Genomic DNA, 20,887 nt, shown 5'->3' on the forward strand with positions numbered 1-20,887 from the left:
CCCGATATTGAAAAAAATAACAACCTAACAGCTAGGTTGTTATTTTTCCTCTTCCACTAATTCGACCTTGTCGCCGGCAATTTCCTCTAACGCCTGGCCGACAAATTTTTTCGACACCGGCTTTTTCACCATCAGCTCGGCCCCGTCTTGAAGCTGCCGCGCTCGTTTGGCGACAACGGTGACAAGCTTATATTTCGAGTCGACTTTTTTCATAAGCAAATCAATAGAAGGATACAGCATCGTCATTCCACCCCCAACATCCGTTTATACCGCTCGGCGACGCGCTCGCGCCGGCAATGCTCGGCGATGACGATCGCCTTAATCCGCTCGCAGGCAAGATCAACCTCGTCGTTTTCGACGACATAGTCGTACGCATCCATCATTTCGAGCTCCTCTTTTGCTGCCTGCAGCCGATTTTCGATCAGCTCCTTTGACTCGGTGCCGCGCCCGATGATCCGCTTCTCAAGCTCCGACAGGCTCGGCGGAGCGAGGAAAATAAAGAGCGCTTCCGGAAACGCGCGGCGCACTTTCATCGCCCCTTGCACTTCGATTTCCAAAAACACGTCTTTTCCCTCGGCGAGCGTTTTTTCCACATAGTCAATCGGCGTTCCGTAATAGTTGCCGACGTACTCGGCCCATTCGAGCAGCTTGTTTTCGCGGATCATTTGTTCAAACTGCTCGCGCGTCCGGAAGAAGTAATCGACGCCTTCCACTTCGCCTTCCCGCGGCTTGCGGGTCGTGACCGACACCGAATAATGAAGTTTGATGTCCGGGCGCGAAAACAGCGCTTTGCGCACCGTTCCTTTGCCGACGCCGGACGGCCCTGACATGACGATTAACAACCCTCGTTCGTTCCTCAACGTTGAAAACCCTACCCTTCCTCGGAGAAATCGTCGCTTCCGTACAAGCGGTTTGCCACCGTCTCCGGCTGCACGGACGATAAAATGACATGATCGCTGTCTGTAATGATCACCGCACGCGTCCTCCGGCCGTGCGTCGCGTCGACGAGCTTGCCGCTTTCGCGCGCATCCTGGATCATCCGTTTGATCGGCGCCGAATCGGGGCTGACAATCGTAATGATGCGGGCGGCCGACACCATGTTTCCGTACCCGATATTAATAAATTTCATCATCATGACACGCCCACCTGCCATACTCGTTATTGTTGCCGCCGGCAAGCCGTTTTAAACGGTTATTCCACGTTTTGCACTTGCTCGCGCATTTTCTCGAGCGCGCTTTTCATCCCGACGACCTGTGCGGCAATGACGCTGTCATTCGCCTTGGCGCCGATCGTGTTCACTTCGCGGTTTAGCTCCTGCACTAGAAAGTCCAGCTTCCGCCCGACCGGTTCGTCCGCTTCGAGCGCGTCCGCCATTTGCGCCAAATGGCTGCGGATGCGCTTCAACTCCTCGTGAATGTCCGCTTTCTCGGCAAACACCGCCACTTCCGTGAGCAACCGCGCCTCGTCGACCGGGGCGGGCGCCCATTCGCGGAGACGGCGCTCAAGACGCTCACGGTATTGCTCGACGACGAGCGGCGCCCGCTGCTCAATGACTTCCACCCCGGCTTCGACTTCATGAAGGCGGGCGCGCAAATCCGCGGCCAGCGCCTCCCCTTCGCGCCGGCGCATGGCCACAAGTTCCTTTGCCGCCTCATCGACGGCGGCGAGAAGAAGCGGCTCGATCTCCTCATTGCCGCCTTCCTCCTCCGCCATTTCGACGACCCCGTCAAGCTGAAGCAGCTCGGCGGCCGTCACGCTGCCGTCAACGGAAAATCGCTTTGCCGCCTCCTGCACCCCGGCCCAATATTGACCGAGCAAATCCCAATCGATATGTACTTTCCGCTTCACGAGCCCTTCGCCGGCGATCGTGACGAACACTTCGACTTTTCCGCGCCGCACATAGGACAAAATCGCTTTTTTTATTTTATCTTCAAACACGAGCCATTGTCTAGGGAGGCGGATGGAAATTTCGCAAAACCGGTGGTTGACCGATTTCATTTCCACCGTCACCATCAGGCGATCCGTTTTTTTCATGCTCGCGCCAAAGCCAGTCATGCTGTAAACCATGCCATCACACCCGTTGCTGTCATTGATAAAAAAAGAAAAGGCCATAGAGTGGATCTCTATCACCTTTTTCATTATATCATACGCGTTATTTATTTTCTCGCAAAAAACGAACCGGCAAACAAAAACGTCGGCAAGGCGGACAGCCCGGCAATGAGCAGCCAGTCGAGTGCAGCGATCGGTTTCGTATGGAACACCGCAGCCAGCGGCGGATAGTAAATCACAACGAGCAGGAGTAGCAGCGACACAACGACCGCTGCCACAAGATAGCCGTTCCCCAACGGATTGCGGTCAAAAATCGAACGCTCGCAACGGCAGTCAAACACGTGGATGAGCTGCGCCAGCACCAACGTCGCAAACGCCGCCGTCTGGCCGTAAACTAAATCATCGCCGCTCCGTTCATACGCGGTCATAAACGCCGCCAGCGTGACAAGGCCGATCAAAACGCCGCGGCTTACGATTTTCCAGCCAAGCCCGCGGGCGAACACCCCTTCATCAGGACGGCGCGGCGGCCGCTTCATCACATTTTCCTCCGGCCGATCAAGCCCAAGCGCCATCGCCGGCAAGCCGTCCGTCACGAGGTTCACCCATAAAATTTGAATCGGCACAAGCGGCAGCGGCAACGCCAGCAGCATCGCAAACAACATGACGAGAATTTCCCCGACGTTCGAGGCGAGCAAGTAGCGGATAAACTTGCGAATGTTTTCGTAAATGTTGCGGCCTTCTTCAATCGCAGCCTCAATCGTCGCAAAGTTGTCATCCAACAAAACGAGCGACGCCGCCTCTTTCGCCACATCCGTCCCCGATCGGCCCATGGCGACGCCAATGTCAGCCGTTTTAATCGCCGGCGCGTCGTTCACCCCGTCGCCGGTCATGGCGACGATATGGCCGCGCCGCTTGAAGGCGTTGACGATTTTCAACTTATGTTCCGGCGCGACGCGGGCAAACACGTAAATATTGTCGATCTCACGCTCGAGCTCATCGACCGACAGGCGCGATAACGTCGCCCCGTCCATCACTTTGCCGCCGGGCGGCAATATGCCAAGCTGTTTGGCGATCGCGGCGGCCGTCACTACATGGTCGCCGGTAATCATCACCGTTTTCATGCCCGCCTCTTTACAGCGCGCCACCGCCTCTTTCACCTCGGGGCGCGGCGGGTCGATCATGCCGGCGACGCCGAGGAACCGAAGCTTTGTCTCCGCATCCTTCTCCGACTCGATCCGTTCCGTTTCCGCAAGCAGCCGATACGCGACGGCGATCGTGCGCAAGGCGGAAGACGCCATCTGGCGAATCGCCTTCTCGATCGTTTCTTTCCACGCCGGGGTCAGCATCTGCTCGCGGCCGTTCCATTCAAGGCGGTCCGCCCGCTCAAGCAGCACATCGGGCGCCCCTTTCGTCACGACAAACCGACGGCCGTTTCGGTCGCGGACGATCACCGTCATCATTTTCCGCTCGGAATCAAACGGAAACTCCTGTTCGATCGTGTACTCACGCAAAAGCATTCCTTTCGCCAATCCAGCTTTGGCCGCCGCGACCAGCAGCGCTCCTTCCGTCGGATCGCCGTCGACGTAACGCCGGCCGTTTTCCTCTTTCAACTCCGAACTATTGCAAAGCACCCCCATTGTCAACAGGCGAGCGAGCTGGGGAACGCGGTTCGGATCAACCGTCCGGCCGCGTTCAGAAAACTCGCCATCCGTTTCAAGACCAACGCCGCTTACCGCAAATGTCCGCCCGCCTGCCCATACTTGCGTGACGGTCATCATGTTTTCCGTCATCGTCCCCGTTTTGTCGGAACAAATGACCGAAGCGCAGCCGAGCGTTTCCACCGCCGGAAGCTTGCGGACGATGGCGTTTCGTTTGATCATCCGCTGCACGCCAAGCGCCAAGACGACCGTCACAATGGCCGGCAACCCCTCCGGAATGGCGGCGACCGCGAGCGACACACCAGCCAAAAACATTTCATACAGGTCGTGCCCTTGAATGACACCTACGGCCACGACCGCTGCCGTCAGCGCCAATGCGACGACAAGCAAAATTTTCCCAAGCTGCTCGAGCCGGCGCTGGAGCGGGGTTGCCCCCGCATCCGCCTCTTCGAGCATCGTTGCGATTTGTCCCATCGCTGTTTTCATCCCAGTGGCGATGACAATCCCGACCCCATTCCCTCTTGTCACGAGCGTCCCCATAAACGCCATATTGTGCAAATCGCCCAACGACGCCTGTTCTGTATGAAGCGGGGCGGCGGATTTGGCCACCGGCACTGATTCGCCCGTCAGCGCCGACTCCTCGATTTCCAGGCCGGCCGCCTCAATCAAGCGGATGTCGGCCCCGACCCGGTCGCCGCTTGCCAGCCTCACGACATCACCGACGACAAGCTCGCGCGCCGGAATTTTCACCCACCTGCCATCGCGCCGCACAACCGCTTGCGGAGCGGACAGCCGTTTTAAGGCGGCCAGCGACTTCTCGGCCCGCCGCTCTTGGATAAACCCGAGAATGGCGTTCATGATCACGATCACAACAATCGCCGCCGCATCGACATACTCGCCTAACAATGCGGAAATGACGGTCGCCGCAAGCAGCACCAACACCATAAAATCTTGAAACTGGCGAAAAAAGACAACGATGGCCGACTCCTTCTTCCCTTCCGCCAGCTCGTTGTACCCGAACTGCCGCAGCCGTTTTTCCGCCTCCGCCGCAGTAAGCCCGGTCTTGACATTCGTCTTCGTCTCGTGCGCGACATCGCTTGCCGCGAGCGTATGCCATTGCATCTGTCTCCCTCCGTCCTTCCATTTTTTTCGCACGCCGTTCCCGCTTCTCTATGCTTATTCATACATGTCCCAAAAAATGATAGTCCCCGCCATGATGTTTAGCGACACAAACATAAGGAGTCGTGGGGCCCTTTGCCACGCCATCTCCCCCATAAGGGAAAAAATCGTGTCAAAAAAGCGGGCCTCCCCATTTTATGCAACATGTTCGTCGGGCATCTTCGTCCGTCTTCAGGTAATATTCAAAGAAATGTTCAAAACGGCGGGTCGTATGGTAAGATCGAAATAGCAAACAAACGAAATAGAAAGGTGTTTTCCATGTCCTTTGACGGAGTGTTTACGTACGCCATTGTCGGTGAACTCGAAGAGGCGCTTGCGGGCGGGCGGATCACGAAAATCCACCAGCCGTCGGCGTATGAGATCGTGCTGCTTGTGCGCGCCCGGGGCCATAACCATAAAGTGATGCTGTCGGCGCATCCGACGTACGCCCGCGTCCATTTGACAAACGAAACGTACAACAACCCATCCGAGCCGCCGATGTTTTGCATGCGGCTGCGCAAACAGTTGGAAGGAAGCGTCATCGAAGCGGTCCGCCAAGTCGATTTTGACCGCATCATCGTCATAGACACAAAAGGCCGCGACGAACTCGGCGACGTGCAGACAAAGCGGCTCATCATTGAAGTGATGGGCCGCCATAGCAACATCATCCTCGTTGATGCATCGACCGACACGATCATCGACAGCTTGAAACATTTGCCGCCGTCGGTCAACCGCTACCGGACGGTGCTTCCCGGGCATCCGTACGTCGCCCCACCGACGCACGGCAAGCTGAACCCGCTTGAGGCGACGGAAGAAATGGTGCTGAAAAAAATCGACTTTCACGCCGGCAAGCTCGCCCATCAGCTTGTTTCCGCCTTCAGCGGCATTTCGCCGCTATTTGCCAATGAGGCGGTGTTCCGCGCTGGACTCGCCAACCGGACGACGCTGCCGAAAAGCTTCCTCGCGCTCATCGATGACGTTCGGCGCCGCCGCTTTGCCCCGATGATGTACACGAACGGGGAAAAAGAATGGTTTTACGTTTTGCCGCTTAAGCACTTAAAAATCGAAGGCCAACCGTTTACGAGTGCAAGCGAGCTATTGGACCGCTTTTATTTCGGCAAGGCCGAGCGCGACCGCGTCAAGCAGCAAGCTCATGACATCGAGCGTCTCATGGCGAACGAAAAGGCGAAAAACGAGAAAAAGCTCCTAAAGCTCGAACAGACGCTCGAAGAAGCAAAGAAAGCCGACGTTTATCGACTGTACGGCGAACTGCTCACCGCCCATTTGTACGCCATAAAGCGCGGCATGACGGAAATCGAGGTCGCAAACTACTACGACGAAAACGGAGGCACCATCACCATTCCGCTCGACCCGCAAAAATCGCCGTCCGAGAACGCGCAACAGTACTTTCAAAAATACCAAAAAGCGAAAAACTCGTTCGCCGTCGTTCAAGAACAAATCGAGCGGACGAAAGAAGACATCGCCTATTGCGACACGATTTTAAGCCAGCTTGAAACCGCCTCGCCGAAAGATGTCGAGGAAATCCGCGACGAGCTCATTGAACAAGGCTATTTGCGCCCGCGCGCGGCGAAAGGAGCAAAAAAGCGCAAACCAACCGCACCCGAGCTTGACCGCTACGTCGCAAGCGACGGCACGGAAATACTCGTTGGCAAAAACAACAAACAAAACGATTATCTCACAACAAAGCTGGCCCATAAGGACGATGTTTGGCTGCATGTGAAAAACATTCCCGGCTCGCACGTCGTCATCCGGAACAAGCAGCCGTCTGACGAGACGCTCTTGGAAGCGGCGAATCTTGCCGCCTACTTCAGCAAAGCGCGCCATTCCGGCTCCGTGCCTGTCGACTACACGCGCATCCGCTATGTAAAAAAACCGAGCGGCGCCAAGCCGGGATTTGTCATTTACGAAAACGAGCAAACGCTCTACGTCACACCGGATGAAGAACTCGTCCGCACCATGAAACAGAGGCAAAAAGAACAAGCGGCGAAACGGTCGTAAACAAAGAATGTCCCTATAGCCATGATTGTCTTGATATGGTAATGTTTCTCCTTGAGAAACGATTCCGAGAAGCGGTTGCGCGAGTTAAATCCGCCACATCCCGGCCGGAACTTTTTTCAATGTTTAGGATCCGGCGTCGATTCGTAGCATAAACCATCCCGCCGCTATGGGGAGCGGCGGGCTCTATTCGTTACCGCGCGTTATTTCACCTGTACGACAATGGAACCCGGCAGCCAGTCATGCCGAATCACCATGATCAGCTGCTCCGCGCTCTTCGGCACCTCAAACGTCAACAGCACTTGCGCTTTCCCCGGCGCTTGAATTTCGAATTGACCGATCCAATTCTTGTTTTCGACCACCTCTATCTTTTTTGCTCATCTACAGTTCAATATTGCTTTTTTATTAGGTATGTTATCATCCAAAAAACACACGGAGTATACACAAATAGAAATACATTATAGGCTACCCGTGGTGCTAGATAAACTTGAGCAAGCATAAAAATAGCCCTTGCTGGCGGATCTCCTGTAGAATGAAAGTGCGACCTGCCATTCGAAAGGAGAATCCCCATGCAAGAGCACTTTCATTTTACTACAGATCAAGCAAAGATTCAAAAGCAATATGCCGCCATTTTCGTTTTTGTTTCTGCTCAACTTTCATGCATTCAGGTGCATCTTCATCGTCGAAATCGCCATTTGGTCAAGCAAGAGGACGCTGTCATCATCGCCATTCCGTCTGAGACATGGGAGCAGTGGATCCAACAAAAACGCAAAGTGATCGAGACGGTGTTCTCGGTTCTGGTTGACCACTATCGCATCACGGGGATCCGAGCCAATTCGATTATCGGATTTGAAGTGGCGTTAGACGGTATATTGTTAGCCTATTCCCTGGTTACACTTGGGCTAGTTGAGCGCTAAAGCTCAACTAGCACCACGGGTTATAGGCTATTTCTGGCTCCGCCATATATATTATTTTATCTACTCCAAAACTGATTCCCCAATATATTATTACGACAATAAAATAGGCTATGGCATGAAGGAGAAATGATATAACAACATTCCTTTGATTGAATCTTTGTAATACATAGTCTATAAGTAAAGAGATCGGTATACCGAATAAAATAACTAACGGAAGCACACATATAGAGTAGATTAAGGACTTGATAAGAACTTCGAATAGTCCCTCTACAATATTTAATTCGTTTGATACGATTCCACCTTTGGACTCAATTAGATAATATAAAAAACCTGAATTGATTGAGGTTAGTATTCCTGATATCACTTTGATCTTTATATCCCTAAACAATGAAATCCTCCTTATCTTACAGTCTGTAGATGAGCATTTTTCATTACAGTCATTTCCATTCCCTAAGAGACAAACAGGGTACCTCCCATAGTCATCAAGTCATCACTAGTTCGATTGACTTTGTCCGTTCTATCGCCATTTCCGTCATCATCGAAGGCGATGGAAGTCCCGTTCGCCAATAACACATGACAAAAGCGCGAACCTCACATTTCGCACCCTAACAAGGTCAAAACAAAGGATTTTTTATTTAGTTTTTCAGAATAACTTTTTGACCAACACAACGAGCGATGGCAATCCTTTTTTTACCATCGCTGGTCGTTCCGTATCACATAGACCTTTTTGACTTGAACGTTCATAAGAGAAAAACTCCTTTACGTTCCTTGTGTGTCAAGGATTCATTCGACATCGGAACGAAAAAATCCTCCCGATTTTCGTCGAGAGGGTGCGAAATGTGAGGCGAACCATCCTTTGGTCCGCGCTCCTCTTTTTCTCTTTTAGCTCCCCCACTCCTCCGGATTCTCCCGCCATTTTCGCAATGTCGCCAGATCGTGTTCGCTGACGGCGCCAAGGCGAACGGCCGTTTCGATGAGGGTGTTGTAGTCCGTAAGCGTGTAGGCAGGCAAATTCTCTTCGGCAAACGCCTGTTTCGCTTTTTCGAGCCCGTATGTGAAAATGGCGGCGACGCCCAGCACCTCGCAGCCCGCCTCTTTCAAGGCGCGGACGGCCGCAAGCGAGCTGCCGCCCGTCGAGATCAAGTCTTCGATAACGACCACGCGCTGGCCCGGTTCGGCTTTGCCTTCAATTTGTTTTCCTTTGCCGTGCGCTTTCGCCTGGCTGCGGACGTAGCACATCGGCAGCTCAAGCCGCTCGCTCACCCAGGCGGCGTGCGGGATGCCGGCGGTCGCTGTGCCGGCGATGAGATCTGCCTCAGGGAAATGGGTGCGGATGAGTTCGGCGAGGCCGTCGGCGATCGTGCGGCGCACGTCGGGGTAAGCGAGCGTCAGGCGGTTGTCGCAATAAATCGGCGATTTCAAGCCCGAAGACCATGTAAACGGCTCGTTCGGCTGCAGGGCGACCGCCCCGATTTGAAGCAGTTTGGCGGCGATGTCGTGTTTCATCCTATTTCGCGCAGGAGACTCCCACTTCAACGACCAAAGGGAGTAAGTGGGAGAGGAATGCGCGTTCCCCCCTTTCTTTTGTGTATGATATAATAAAGGCGTGGAGAAAACCGTTCAATAAAGGCACTCCAATCACGGCTACTCGATGTATGGAGTTGGTTACAGGAAACGTTGTAACCGTAAAACATCGAGCGTAGGTCCGTCTGTTGTGTGTGGAAGCCAAGTACTGCCAACAGACACACCGAGAGAATCGGTAACGATGCAGGCATGACCTGCGTCGTTGGGTAGTCGTCAACCTGCCCCCTGATGCAACCCCAAGTCAAGGAAGGAGGACGAAGTCCGTTTGCACTTCTGGGGAGTTGCAAGCCCCCACTTCAAGCGTTAGCTAAGTGGGGGTAGTTGACTCTCTCTCTCCTCCGTTCCATTCGTGTTGCAGGCGGGCATACGCCCCGAGCGGATCGGCGGCGCGGGTGAGGCTGCGGCCGACGACGATGTAGTCAGAACCAAGCGCACGCGCTTTCCTTGGGGTGACGACGCGCACTTGGTCGTGCGCCGCATCATCAGCAAAGCGGATGCCCGGGGTGACGGCAAGGAACGAGGCGCCGCACCGTTCTTTGATGAGCGGCGCTTCGTTCGCTGAACAGACGACGCCGTCAAGGCCGCTTTCTTTCGCCAAGGCGGCGTAATGGGCGACTGTTTCCACAAGCGGGCGGGAAATCCACAGCTCCTCATGAAGCATTCGCTCGTCCGTGCTTGTCAGCTGGGTGACGGCGATGCAGCGCGGTCGGGCGGCGCCGCTTGGCGTGCCGGCGTCAAGCCCCTCGATCGCCGCTTCCATCATGCGCCGGCCGCCGGCGGCGTGGACGTTCACCAAATCGGCGCCGACACGGGCGAGCCCTTTCATCGCCTGTTTCACCGTATTTGGGATGTCATGCAGTTTTAAGTCTAAAAAGACGGCATGTCCTTGTTCTTTGAGAAACGCGACGATGGCTGGACCTTCCTGATAGTACAGCTCCATGCCGACTTTGACGAACAGCGGCGTTCCGGCAAACGGCCGCAAAAACCGCTCCACCTCTTGTTTTGATGGGAAATCAAGCGCGACAATGAACGGCGTGTGCACTGGTTTTCCAGCTCCTTCCTATGCATTCGGAAATGTGGCCGATCCCGAGGTCGTCCAACAGCGCCGGCAGGTCGTTGATGATCGTCGGGCAGACGAACGGATCGACGAAGTTGGCTGTGCCGACCGCAACCGCGCTCGCGCCGGCGTAGAAAAACTCGAGCACGTCTTCCGCCGTTTGCACGCCGCCCATGCCGATGATCGGAATCGACACCGCTTGGCTCACTTCGTAAATCATGCGGATGGCGATCGGTTTGACCGCCGGGCCGGATAAGCCGCCGGTGCCGTTGGCCAAAACGGGCCGGCCTGTTTTCACGTCGATGCGCATGCCGACGAGCGTGTTGATCATCGTCAAGCCGTCAGCGCCCGCTTGTTCAATGGCTTTCGCCATCGCGACGATGTCCGTCACGTTAGGCGACAGCTTCACATACACTGGGACAGCCGACACTTCCTTGACAAGCCGCGTCAGCTCGGCGGCCACGTCCGGCACGGTGCCGAAGGTGATGCCGCCTTTTTTCACGTTCGGGCAAGAAATGTTGAGCTCTAACGCATGGACATTGGGCGCTTTGGAAATCGCTTCGGCTACCTCGACGTACTCTTCCACCGTCGAGCCAGCGATGTTGGCGATGATCGGTACGTCAAACTGTTCAAGCCACGGCAGTTCTTCTTCGAGCACTTTGTCAAGGCCGGGGTTTTGCAGGCCGATGGCGTTTAACATCCCGCCCGGCGTTTCTGCCACCCTTGGTGTCGGGTTGCCAAAGCGCGGCTCTTTTGTCGTCGCCTTGATCATCATGGCGCCTAACACGCTTAAATCGTAAAACCGGGCGTACTCGCGGCCAAATCCAAAACAGCCGGACGCCGGCATGATCGGGTTTTTGAGCGAAAGACCCGGCAGTTCGACCGCAAGCCGGTTCATAGCACCACCTCCCCGGCCCGAAACACCGGGCCGTCGCTGCATACTTTTTTATACGCCGTCTCGCTCCCTGGCACATGGCAGACGCAGGCGAAACACGCCCCGACGCCGCAGCCCATCCGCTCCTCGAGCGACACGTACACCGGCCGGTTCGGAAACCGTTCCGCAAGCGCCCGAAGCATCGACTTCGGGCCGCAGGCGTACAACACGTCAAACTCAAGCGAGCGCGCTTCGATCACATCGGTGACGCGCCCGGCCGTTCCGTGCGAGCCGTCATCGGTCGCGACATGCGTCTCGCCGAACGCGGCAAATTCCTCTTCGTAAAAGACCGCCGCTTTCGTTTGGAACCCGAGCACGCTCACCACTTTGACGCCGCGCTTTGTGAGCTGTTTCGCCAGTTCATAGAGCGGCGGGACGCCGATGCCGCCGCCGACTAGCAGCGCCCGGCTGCCCGCCGGCGCTGCCTCGAGCGGAAAGCCGTTGCCGAGCGGGCCGAGCACATCGACCGTGTCGCCCGGCTGTTTTTGCGCCAACAGCGCCGTGCCTTTCCCTTCCTGGCGGTAAATGATCGTGCATTGCCCCTGCTTGTGGTCGATATGGCAAAGGCTGAGCGGGCGGCGCAGGAGCGGATCGGCGGATGCGGCCACTTTCACATGAACGAACTGGCCCGGTTGGCGCATCTCTTGCACGAGGCGGCCTGAAAGCGTCAATTCATACGTCCGCTCGGCGATCAACCGCTGGCTTGCGACCGTCATTCGTTCGCGGCCGATCATGACCGCACCAGCCCTTCCGTCATCGCCGTCGTTGAAAACGTCATCGATTCGAGCACTTGCAGCATCGCCCGGGCCGTATCGAGCGACGTCAAGCACGGGATGCCGTTTTCGACCGCTTCGCGGCGGATGCGGAAGCCGTCGCTTTCCGGCTGCTTTCCTTTCGTCAGCGTATTGATGACGACTTGCGCCCTCCCTTGGCGGATGACATCCAAAATGTTCGGTGACGCCGAGTGGATTTTATTGACGACCGTCACCGGAATGCCGGCCGCTTTCAACGTTTCCGCCGTGCCGTTCGTCGCCAACAGCTGGTAGCCGATGTCGGCAAAGCGGCGCGCCAGCTCGACCGCTTCTTCTTTGTCTTTGTCGGCCACCGTCAACAGCACCGCCCCATGCGGCTGGATATGGATGCCCGAGGCGACAAGCCCCTTATAGAGCGCTTTTTCAAACGTCACGTCCTTGCCGATCACTTCGCCGGTCGATTTCATTTCCGGGCCGAGCGAAATGTCGACGTTGCGCAATTTCGCAAACGAGAACACCGGCACTTTCACGTACACGCCGGGGCGCACCGGGCAGACGCCCGTCTCATAGCCCATCTCGGCGAGCTTCGTCCCTAAAATGGCTTTCGTGGCGAGATTCGCCATCGGCACGCCGGTGATTTTGCTTAAAAACGGCACCGTGCGGCTTGAGCGCGGGTTCACTTCCAAGACGTAGACATCGCTTCCCGAGACGACAAACTGAATGTTCAACAGCCCGACAATATGCAGCCCGCGCGCCAGTCGGATCGTGTAATCCGCGATCTTGTCGATCACTTCCGCGCTTAATGTCTGGGGCGGGTAGACGGCAATCGAATCGCCGGAATGGACGCCGGCCCGCTCGATATGTTCCATGATCCCGGGGATGACGACCGTCTCGCCGTCGGCGATGGCATCGACTTCGACTTCCTTGCCAGTGATGTAGCGGTCGACAAGCACTGGGTGCTGTGGATTGACGCGCACGGCGTGTTCCATGTAATGAAGCAGCTCGCCGCGATTGTACACGATTTCCATCGCCCGGCCGCCGAGCACGTACGACGGGCGGACGAGCACCGGATAGCCGATCTCTTCGGCGATGGCGACCGCTTCTTCGACCGAAACGGCCGTTTTGCCGGCCGGTTTGGGAATGCCGAGTTCGGAAAGCGCCTGTTCAAATTTGTCGCGGTCTTCGGCGCGGTCCAAATCCTCCAGCGTCGTCCCGAGCAGGCGGACGCCGCGCGCCTCGAGTTCCGCCGCCAAGTTGATGGCCGTCTGACCGCCGAATTGGACGATGACGCCGATCGGCTGCTCGAGGTCGATGACATGCATCACGTCTTCGGCCGTCAGCGGCTCGAAATACAGTTTGTCCGACGTGCTGAAGTCGGTCGAGACCGTTTCCGGGTTGTTGTTGATGATGATCGCCTCATAGCCGGCCTGCTTAATGGCCCAGACGCAATGGACGGTCGCATAGTCAAATTCGATCCCTTGGCCGATGCGGATCGGGCCGGAGCCAAGCACGATGACGCTCGGTTTTTCCGTCACGATCGATTCGTTTTCTTCCTCGTACGTGCTGTAGTAGTACGGCGTTTCCGACGTGAATTCGGCTGCGCACGTATCGACCATTTTGTACACCGGCATGATGCCTCGTTGGCGGCGCAGCGCGTAAACGTCGCGCTCCGTTTTGTTCCATAACGCCGCTATCGCCGCATCGGAGAAGCCGAGCCCCTTCGCTTTTTTTAACACGTCAAGGTCGCCCGGGTGGTTTTTCAAGACCGTTTCCATCTCAATAATGTTTTGAATCTTATGCAGGAAAAAGCGGTCGATTTGGCTCCATTCATGCAGCGTCTCCACCGTCACCCCGCGGCGGAGCGCCTCGGCGATGTAAAAGAGCCGTTCATCGCCCGCCTTGCGGATCCGTTTTTCCATCACGTCGTCGGCGGCCGTTTTCGCCTCGTTCAATTCCAGATGATGCACCCCGATCTCGAGCGAACGAACCGCTTTTAACAGCGATTCTTCAAACGTCCGGCCGATCGCCATCACTTCGCCGGTCGCTTTCATTTGCGTGCCAAGGCGGCGGTTCGCCGATTCAAATTTGTCAAACGGAAAGCGCGGAATTTTCGTGACGACATAATCGAGCGCCGGCTCGAAGCAGGCGTACGTTTTCCCGGTAACCGGGTTGATCATTTCATCAAGCGTCAACCCGACGGCGATTTTCGCCGCCAGTTTCGCGATCGGATACCCCGTTGCTTTGGACGCCAACGCCGACGAGCGGCTGACGCGCGGGTTCACTTCAATGACGTAATAGCGGAAGCTGTCCGGGTCAAGCGCCAGCTGGACGTTGCAGCCGCCTTCGATGCCAAGCGCGCGGATGATCTTAAGCGACGCGTTGCGGAGCAGCTGGTACTCGCGGTCGCTTAACGTCTGGCTCGGGGCGACGACGATCGAATCACCCGTATGAATGCCGACCGGATCGATGTTTTCCATGTTGCAGACGACAATCGCGTTGTCGTTGGCGTCGCGCATCACTTCGTATTCAATCTCCTTGTAGCCGGCGATGCTCCGTTCAAGCAAGCATTGATGCACCGGACTCAGCTTCAGGCCGGTTGACACAATCTCGACAAGCTCTTCTTCGTTCGTGCAAATGCCCCCGCCCGTGCCGCCGAGCGTGAACGCCGGACGGACGATGACCGGATAGCCGATTTGTTCGACAAAGGCGTACGCTTCTTCCAAGCTGTGAATAATCGCGCTTTCCGGCACCGGCTCGCCAAGCTCGTTCATGAGAGCGCGGAACTGTTCGCGGTCTTCCGCCTTTTCGATCGCTTCAAGCTTCGTGCCGAGAATTTCGACGCCGCACTCCTCGAGCACCCCGGCTTTGGCGAGCTCGACCGCCAAGTTAAGGCCCGTCTGGCCGCCGAGCGTCGGCAAAATCGCATCCGGCCGCTCCTTGCGGATGATGCGGGCGACAAACTCAAGCGTCAGCGGCTCCATATACACTTTATCGGCGATTTCCGTATCGGTCATGATCGTCGCCGGATTCGAGTTGACGAGAATGACTTTGTATCCTTCTTCTTTCAACGCGAGGCACGCTTGCGTTCCCGCATAGTCGAACTCAGCCGCCTGGCCGATGACGATCGGCCCCGAGCCGATGACTAAAATCGTTTCAATGTCGCGGCGTTTAGGCATGGATGACTTCCCCTTTCTTGTTGAACTGGCGGATGAGCGCCAAAAACTCGTCAAACAGCGGATTGGCATCTTCTGGCCCCGGCGACGCTTCCGGATGGTATTGCACCGTAAACGCCGGGAAATCGAGATGGCGGAGCCCTTCGACCGTGCCGTCGTTTAAGGCGACATGCGTCACTTCAAGACGCGTGCCGGCAAGCGATTCATGCGTGACCGTATAACCATGGTTTTGCGCCGTGATGGCGACTTTGCCGGTGCGCAAGTCTTTGACCGGATGGTTCGAGCCGCGATGGCCGAATTTCATCTTCTCCGTATTCGCCCCGCACGCCAAGGCGAACAGCTGATGGCCGAGGCAGATGCCAAAGAGCGGCGCTTTGCCCAAGATCCCGCGGATCATCTCGATCGCTTCCGGCACGTCTTTCGGGTCGCCCGGTCCGTTCGAGAGCATGACCCCATCCGGATGCCAGCTCAATACGTCTTCCGCCGTCGCATTGTACGGCAACACGATGACATCGCAGTTTCGCTTGTTCAGTTCGCGCAAAATGCCGTGCTTCATTCCAAAATCGATCAAGACTACGCGCTCGCCGCGCCCCGGGCTCGGATAGGCGCTTTTCGTCGAGACGCGCCGCACTTGGTCGCGCGGCCACTCCATCGCCCGCAGGTGGGCCGCCGCTTCCGCCGGATGGACGTCCAGCCCGCAAATCATCCCTTTTAGCGTTCCGTGCTGGCGAATGAGGCGCGTCAGTTTGCGCGTATCGATGCCGGCCAGCCCCGGGATGTCTTTTTCTTTTAAGTAGTCATCGAGCGTCATTTCGCCGCGCCAGTTGGACGGCTTCACACACGCCTCTTTCACGATGAATCCGTGCACATACGGGCGAATCGCTTCAAAGTCGTCGCGGTTGATGCCATAGTTGCCGATCAACGGATACGTCATCGTCACGATTTGTCCGCAATACGACGGATCGGTCAAAATTTCTTGGTATCCGGTCATGCCGGTGTTAAAGACGACTTCGCCGGTCGTCTCTTTCGTGCTGCCAAACGCTTCGCCGACAAAAAACGAACCGTCTTCCAAAATGAGCTGCCGTTTCATCTTTACGCCCTTCCTTTCTCCCATACGAGTGTACCGCCGACAAACGTCATCACCGGCCAGCCTTGGCACACCCAGCCGGCAAACGGCGTATTTTTCCCTTTGGACGCAAACGTCTCGGGATCAATCGCTTCTTCTGTTTCCAAATCAATGACCGCAATATCCGCCGGCGCCCCGACGGCAAGCCGCCCGGCCTTGAGGCCGAAACATTGCGCCGGCTTGATCGTCAGCCAATCGACAAGCTGCTTTAATGTAAACACGCCTGTTTTGACAAAATGCGTATATAGGAGCGGAAACGCCGTCTCGAGCCCGACGATGCCAAACGGCGCCGCCTCGATGCCTTTCGCTTTTTCCGCTGCTGTATGCGGCGCATGATCCGTAGCGATAAAATCGATCGTGCCATCGAGCAGGCCCTCAATGAGCGCCTCGCGGTCCGCGCGGCTGCGCAGCGGCGGGTTCATTTTGTAGTTTGCATCCAACCCTGGAATGTCTTCGTCGCACAAGAGCAAATGGTGCGGCGTCACTTCGGCCGTGACGCGGATGCCGGCCCGCTTCGCGTCGCGGACGGCGCGCACCGACTCTTTCGTGCTGATATGGCAGACGTGATAATGGCATCCCGCTGCTTCCGCGAGCAGGACGTCGCGGGCGATGTGCACCGCTTCGCAGACGGATGGAATGCCGGCGAGCCCATGCCGGCGGGCGAACTCGCCGTCATGCACCGCGCCGCCGTTTTTTAATGTATCGTCCTCGCAATGGGCGACGATCGGCATATCGAGCGCCGCCGTCCGCTTCATCGCCTCATACATCATCCCAGCCGACTGGACGCCGACGCCGTCATCGGTGAACGCGAACGCTCCCGCTTCTTTGAGCGCCGCAAAGTCAGCCAGCTCTTCCCCTTTTTGCCCAATCGTGATCGCCGCGTACGGAAGCACGTTGACGCGCGCCGTTTCGCGGATGCGGGCTTGCAGCCGTTCCATCTGTTCTTTCCGGTCCGGCACCGGATTTGTGTTCGGCATGGCGGCAACCGTCGTAAAACCGCCTTTCGCCGCGGCGAGCGTGCCCGTTTCAATCGTTTCTTTCGCTTCGCCGCCCGGTTCGCGCAAATGAACGTGCAAGTCGATCAAGCCGGGAGCGATGAGACGACCGCCGACGTCGATCACGTCCTCCCCATCCGCTTCGAGCGGCTGTTCATAGAGGATCGCTGCAATGGTTCCGTGTTCGATTTTGATATGTGTCCGCATCAATTCCCCATCTTTATTGAACGACATGCCATTTTTCAGCCATACGCCCATGCTCCATTCTCCCTTCCATTGCCCGTTTTAAGACCGCCATCCGCACGTAGACGCCGTTTTCCATTTGTTTAAAAATGCGCGATGCCTTCGCTTCGACGAGTTCGCTGGCGATTTCGACCCCGCGGTTGACCGGCGCTGGATGCAAAATGACAGCCCCTGGTTTCATCCGCCGCGCCCGCTCAAGCGTCAGCCCGTACCGCGCATGGTACTCTTCTTTCGTCAGCCCCATCGTTTCCGCATGGCGTTCATGTTGGATGCGCAACAGCATCACGACATCGGCGCAGGCGATGGCCTCATCGAGTTCGACGTACGTCCCGTGCGGATTCGTTTCGTCTTTCCACTCTTCCGGTCCGGAAAACAGGACGTTCGCGCCCAATCGTGTCAACACTTCCGCATTGGAGCGAGCGACGCGGCTGTGGCGGATGTCGCCGATAATCGCCACCGTCAAGCCAGTGAAAGCGCCAAACTCTTGGCGAATCGTCAATAAGTCCAAGAGCGACTGGGTCGGATGATGCCCGCAGCCGTCGCCGGCGTTGATGACCGGGATGCCGACCGCATGACGGAGCGCTTCGAAATACGCATCTTCGTGGTGGCGGATGACAACCGCGTCAACGCCGATCGCTTCAAGCGTCTTGACCGTATCGTACAGCGTCTCCCCTTTTTGCACGCTTGACCGTTCCGGGTCAAACGGGATGACATGAAGCCCAAGCTTCCGTTCCGCCATCTCGAAGCTGCATTTCGTGCGCGTGCTCGGTTCGAAAAACAAATTGGCGACGTACATCGGCGCCGCCGGGCGCCAAGCGCGGCCGCGGCGGAACGCTTCCGCTTCATCAAGCAGCCGGGTGATGTCGGAAAGCGGCAGTTCGCTCAATGTAAAAAGATGGGTCATTGGCCTCTCTCCCTTTCTTTTTTTGCAAAAAAACACCTTGCCGGCTGGGCAAGGTGTGACGATCGGCGCATGGCAGAGCCGAAGAAGGTGCACTCCGGCCCTGGATGCGCCTGTTTTCACACCTTTTTAAGCCTCGCGGGACTTAATTAAAAGGTGCTTTCTCCTATTAGGCGACATGGTCGCTCTGGTTTTCTTCAAATAGGTTTTCCGCGGCTTGCGGACGCCCCGGCAGCACTAAGTTGAGCAGGACGCCGACAATGGCCGAGAGCGCCATGCCGGTGATTTGGAAGCTGTCGCTGATTTTCAGCACCGCACCGCCGATGCCGATCACCAAGATAACCGAGGCGATGACCAAGTTGCGCGTCGCGCCGAAGTCGATGCGGCTGTCAACGAGCATCCGCAATCCGGACGAGGCGATGATGCCAAACAGCAAGATCGACACGCCGCCCATGACCGGTGTCGGAATGGAGCTGATCAGCGCCGTCACTTTGCCGACAAAGCCGAACACGATGGCGATCACCGCGGCGCCGGCGAGCACATAGACACTGTAAACCCGGGTGATCGCGAGCACGCCGATGTTTTCCCCGTACGTCGTTTTCGGCGGCCCGCCGAGCAAGGCGGAAATCATCGTCGCCGTTCCGTCACCTAAAATCGAGCGGTGCAACCCCGGCTTTTGGATGAGGTCGCGGCCGACGACTTTGCTTAAGACGAGCTGGTGGCCGATATGTTCCGACAAGGTGACGATGGCGACCGGCACCATGAGCATCACAATCTCCGCGGTGATGCGCACCGGATAGTCAGCAAACGGGATGAGGAAATCCGGCCATTCAAACCATTTCGCCGTTGCCACCTTCGACAAGTCGACCAGTCCGACGGCGAGGGCGTAAACATAGCCGACGACAATGCCGACAAGCACCGGAACTAAGCTCAATATGCCGCGCGCCAGCACCGAGCAAATGATCGTGGCGGCGAGCGTCACCAACGCAACGGAAAAGTGGAGCAGACTGTAGTTGCCGTCCGGGCCGTTCATCGCCATCCCGACCGCCGTGCCCGCTAAGCCGAGACCGATGACGATGATGACCGGACCGACGACAACGGGCGGCAACAGTTTCATCACCCAGCGATAGCCCGCTTTTTTAATGATGAGAGCAACAATGCCGTATACAAGCCCGGCAAGGAAGCTGCCGATCATGGCCGCCCCCGGGCCGCCGGCCGTTTTCGCCGCGATGATCGGCGCGATGTAGGCAAACGATGAGCCAAGGTACGCCGGCACTTGCCATTTCGTGATGAGCAAAAACGCGAGCGTCCCAAGCCCGCTCGTGAGCAAGGCGATTGACGGATCTAAGCCGACCAAATACGGCACCAAAATCGTTGCCCCGAACATGGCGAACAAATGCTGCAAGCTTAACGTCACCCATTGCCCGGCCGTCGGGCGGTCTTGAATATCCAATATCGATTTGTTCACTTTCCGTCACTCCTTTCGCAATATAAGCAAATGTATCTTCTCGTGTGCACAAAAAACCCTCTTGGCCCGCGAAGGCACAAAGAGGGTGCAGAAACAGCCGAAACCATTCCGCCCCTTTTGCAGCCTCGCGGGACTGCGCTTAAAAGGGAGCTTGCTTTATTTTTCATGAATCGATACTTGATCGACGCCATCCACTTCCGACAATTCGACGACAATGACTTCGGCGCTGGACGTCGGGACGTTTTTGCCGACGAAATCGGCGCGGATCGGGAGTTCCCTGTGTCCGCGGTCAACGAGCACGGCGAGCTGGATGCGCGCCGGGCGGCCCAAATCCATGACCGCATCCATCGCCGCCCGCACCGTCCGGCCGGTAAACAGCACGTCATCAACCAAAATGACTTTCTGTTCGCTCACCGGAAACGGCACGTTCGTCCCTTTCACAAGCGGCTCATGATCATCCGTTTTTACCGTCAAATCGTCGCGATACAGCGTAATATCGAGTTCGCCGACCGGAACGGACGCCCCTTCGATTTGTTCGATCCGCTCGGCCAAGCGGCGCGCCAAGTAAATGCCGCGCGTTTTAATTCCGACCAGCACGCAGCCGTCAATGCCTTTGTTCCTTTCGATGATTTCATGGGCGATGCGCGTCAACGCGCGGCGAATCGCCTGCTCATCCATCACAACCGCCTTTTGCATGCAAGTCACCTCCGTTGGCACAAAAAAATCCCCCGCCTGTGAAGCGGGGGGTGCGGCTTACAGCCGCGGAACGAAATGGACATACGCCGCCTATTTCCTTGATCCGACCCCTTCTCAGCCTCACAGGACTGAACTTAAAGGTTCCTGTTCACCTGTTCTC

18 protein-coding genes are annotated in these 20,887 nt (G+C 56.7%); 2 read left to right on the plus strand and 16 right to left on the minus strand.

What is annotated here, in order from left to right; genetic code table 11:
- Positions 1-39: 39 nt before the first annotated feature.
- The 5 genes from rpoZ to B9L21_RS10620 form a co-directional block, all read right to left on the minus strand.
- Positions 40-240: a DNA-directed RNA polymerase subunit omega gene (gene rpoZ / locus B9L21_RS10600; protein ID WP_063167384.1), complete on the minus strand. Its 201-nt coding sequence runs from the start codon at positions 238-240 to the stop codon at positions 40-42.
- Positions 241-242: 2 nt separating this feature from the next.
- Positions 243-860, minus strand: a complete 618-nt coding sequence (gene gmk / locus B9L21_RS10605; RefSeq protein ID WP_081206827.1) for a guanylate kinase — start codon at positions 858-860, stop codon at positions 243-245.
- 11 nt (positions 861-871) lie between these two features.
- A complete protein-coding gene (gene remA / locus B9L21_RS10610; protein ID WP_063166344.1) occupies positions 872-1,135 on the minus strand; it encodes an extracellular matrix/biofilm regulator RemA in 264 nt (87 codons plus the stop codon).
- A gap of 56 nt (positions 1,136-1,191) precedes the next feature.
- Positions 1,192-2,067, minus strand: coding sequence for a YicC/YloC family endoribonuclease (locus B9L21_RS10615; protein ID WP_063167385.1), 876 nt, complete (start codon positions 2,065-2,067; stop codon positions 1,192-1,194).
- 89 nt (positions 2,068-2,156) lie between these two features.
- Positions 2,157-4,829 (minus strand): cation-translocating P-type ATPase, encoded by a 2,673-nt coding sequence (locus B9L21_RS10620; protein ID WP_063166345.1) that lies wholly within the window; start codon positions 4,827-4,829, stop codon positions 2,157-2,159.
- A 315-nt stretch (positions 4,830-5,144) separates the two neighbouring features.
- Between B9L21_RS10620 and B9L21_RS10625 the strand changes: the two genes are divergently transcribed.
- Positions 5,145-6,884 (plus strand): NFACT family protein, encoded by a 1,740-nt coding sequence (locus B9L21_RS10625; protein ID WP_063166346.1) that lies wholly within the window; start codon positions 5,145-5,147, stop codon positions 6,882-6,884.
- 200 nt (positions 6,885-7,084) lie between these two features.
- On the opposite strand, the gene B9L21_RS17665 is transcribed toward B9L21_RS10625, so the two are convergent.
- Complete coding sequence (locus B9L21_RS17665; protein WP_156485822.1) at positions 7,085-7,243, minus strand: hypothetical protein; 159 nt, start codon at positions 7,241-7,243, stop codon at positions 7,085-7,087.
- A 207-nt stretch (positions 7,244-7,450) separates the two neighbouring features.
- Here B9L21_RS17665 and B9L21_RS10635 point away from each other — a divergent pair, with 207 nt between their 5' ends.
- Positions 7,451-7,798, plus strand: coding sequence for a hypothetical protein (locus B9L21_RS10635; RefSeq protein ID WP_089135003.1), 348 nt, complete (start codon positions 7,451-7,453; stop codon positions 7,796-7,798).
- A gap of 882 nt (positions 7,799-8,680) precedes the next feature.
- Here B9L21_RS10635 and pyrE read toward each other — a convergent pair.
- The 10 genes from pyrE to pyrR form a co-directional block, all read right to left on the minus strand.
- Positions 8,681-9,304, minus strand: coding sequence for an orotate phosphoribosyltransferase (pyrE, locus tag B9L21_RS10645; RefSeq protein WP_063166348.1), 624 nt, complete (start codon positions 9,302-9,304; stop codon positions 8,681-8,683).
- 385 nt (positions 9,305-9,689) lie between these two features.
- A complete protein-coding gene (gene pyrF / locus B9L21_RS10655; RefSeq protein ID WP_063166349.1) occupies positions 9,690-10,424 on the minus strand; it encodes an orotidine-5'-phosphate decarboxylase in 735 nt (244 codons plus the stop codon).
- Positions 10,396-11,337: a dihydroorotate dehydrogenase gene (locus tag B9L21_RS10660; protein ID WP_063166350.1), complete on the minus strand. Its 942-nt coding sequence runs from the start codon at positions 11,335-11,337 to the stop codon at positions 10,396-10,398. The genes pyrF and B9L21_RS10660 overlap by 29 nt, the downstream gene beginning before the upstream one ends.
- Positions 11,334-12,107, minus strand: a complete 774-nt coding sequence (locus tag B9L21_RS10665) for a dihydroorotate dehydrogenase electron transfer subunit (protein WP_063166351.1) — start codon at positions 12,105-12,107, stop codon at positions 11,334-11,336. The genes B9L21_RS10660 and B9L21_RS10665 overlap by 4 nt, the downstream gene beginning before the upstream one ends.
- Positions 12,104-15,301: a carbamoyl-phosphate synthase large subunit gene (carB, locus tag B9L21_RS10670; protein ID WP_063166352.1), complete on the minus strand. Its 3,198-nt coding sequence runs from the start codon at positions 15,299-15,301 to the stop codon at positions 12,104-12,106. The genes B9L21_RS10665 and carB overlap by 4 nt, the downstream gene beginning before the upstream one ends.
- Positions 15,294-16,388 carry a carbamoyl phosphate synthase small subunit gene (locus tag B9L21_RS10675; protein WP_063166353.1) on the minus strand — a complete coding sequence of 365 codons (1,095 nt, stop codon included), beginning with the start codon at positions 16,386-16,388 and terminating at the stop codon, positions 15,294-15,296. Before B9L21_RS10675 ends, carB begins: the two co-directional genes overlap by 8 nt.
- 2 nt (positions 16,389-16,390) lie before the next feature.
- A complete protein-coding gene (locus tag B9L21_RS10680; protein WP_063166354.1) occupies positions 16,391-17,677 on the minus strand; it encodes a dihydroorotase in 1,287 nt (428 codons plus the stop codon).
- A complete protein-coding gene (locus tag B9L21_RS10685; protein ID WP_033006049.1) occupies positions 17,640-18,566 on the minus strand; it encodes an aspartate carbamoyltransferase catalytic subunit in 927 nt (308 codons plus the stop codon). The genes B9L21_RS10680 and B9L21_RS10685 overlap by 38 nt, the downstream gene beginning before the upstream one ends.
- Positions 18,567-18,732: 166 nt before the next feature.
- Complete coding sequence (locus B9L21_RS10690; protein ID WP_063166355.1) at positions 18,733-20,031, minus strand: solute carrier family 23 protein; 1,299 nt, start codon at positions 20,029-20,031, stop codon at positions 18,733-18,735.
- A gap of 156 nt (positions 20,032-20,187) precedes the next feature.
- On the minus strand, positions 20,188-20,727 hold the full coding sequence (pyrR, locus tag B9L21_RS10695; RefSeq protein ID WP_063166356.1) for a bifunctional pyr operon transcriptional regulator/uracil phosphoribosyltransferase PyrR: 540 nt from the start codon (positions 20,725-20,727) through the stop codon (positions 20,188-20,190).
- Positions 20,728-20,887: the final 160 nt, after the last annotated feature.

The sequence above is a fragment of the Geobacillus uzenensis genome (assembly GCF_002217665.1).
Taxonomy (GTDB): domain Bacteria; phylum Bacillota; class Bacilli; order Bacillales; family Anoxybacillaceae; genus Geobacillus; species Geobacillus subterraneus.

Excerpts from the sequence above, each read along its gene's own strand:
- B9L21_RS10675 (WP_063166353.1), bottom strand. The coding sequence starts at position 16,388 with ATGAAACGGCAGCTCATTTTGGAAGACGGTTCGTTTTTTGTCGGCGAA.
- carB (WP_063166352.1), bottom strand. The coding sequence starts at position 15,301 with ATGCCTAAACGCCGCGACATTGAAACGATTTTAGTCATCGGCTCGGGG.
- pyrR (WP_063166356.1), bottom strand. The coding sequence starts at position 20,727 with ATGCAAAAGGCGGTTGTGATGGATGAGCAGGCGATTCGCCGCGCGTTG.
- rpoZ (WP_063167384.1), bottom strand. The coding sequence starts at position 240 with ATGCTGTATCCTTCTATTGATTTGCTTATGAAAAAAGTCGACTCGAAA.
- B9L21_RS10680 (WP_063166354.1), bottom strand. The coding sequence starts at position 17,677 with ATGGGCGTATGGCTGAAAAATGGCATGTCGTTCAATAAAGATGGGGAA.
- B9L21_RS10660 (WP_063166350.1), bottom strand. The coding sequence starts at position 11,337 with ATGAACCGGCTTGCGGTCGAACTGCCGGGTCTTTCGCTCAAAAACCCG.
- B9L21_RS10615 (WP_063167385.1), bottom strand. The coding sequence starts at position 2,067 with ATGGTTTACAGCATGACTGGCTTTGGCGCGAGCATGAAAAAAACGGAT.
- B9L21_RS10625 (WP_063166346.1), top strand. The coding sequence starts at position 5,145 with ATGTCCTTTGACGGAGTGTTTACGTACGCCATTGTCGGTGAACTCGAA.
- remA (WP_063166344.1), bottom strand. The coding sequence starts at position 1,135 with ATGATGATGAAATTTATTAATATCGGGTACGGAAACATGGTGTCGGCC.
- B9L21_RS10685 (WP_033006049.1), bottom strand. The coding sequence starts at position 18,566 with ATGACCCATCTTTTTACATTGAGCGAACTGCCGCTTTCCGACATCACC.
- B9L21_RS10635 (WP_089135003.1), top strand. The coding sequence starts at position 7,451 with ATGCAAGAGCACTTTCATTTTACTACAGATCAAGCAAAGATTCAAAAG.
- B9L21_RS10620 (WP_063166345.1), bottom strand. The coding sequence starts at position 4,829 with ATGCAATGGCATACGCTCGCGGCAAGCGATGTCGCGCACGAGACGAAG.
- B9L21_RS10665 (WP_063166351.1), bottom strand. The coding sequence starts at position 12,107 with ATGATCGGCCGCGAACGAATGACGGTCGCAAGCCAGCGGTTGATCGCC.
- pyrE (WP_063166348.1), bottom strand. The coding sequence starts at position 9,304 with ATGAAACACGACATCGCCGCCAAACTGCTTCAAATCGGGGCGGTCGCC.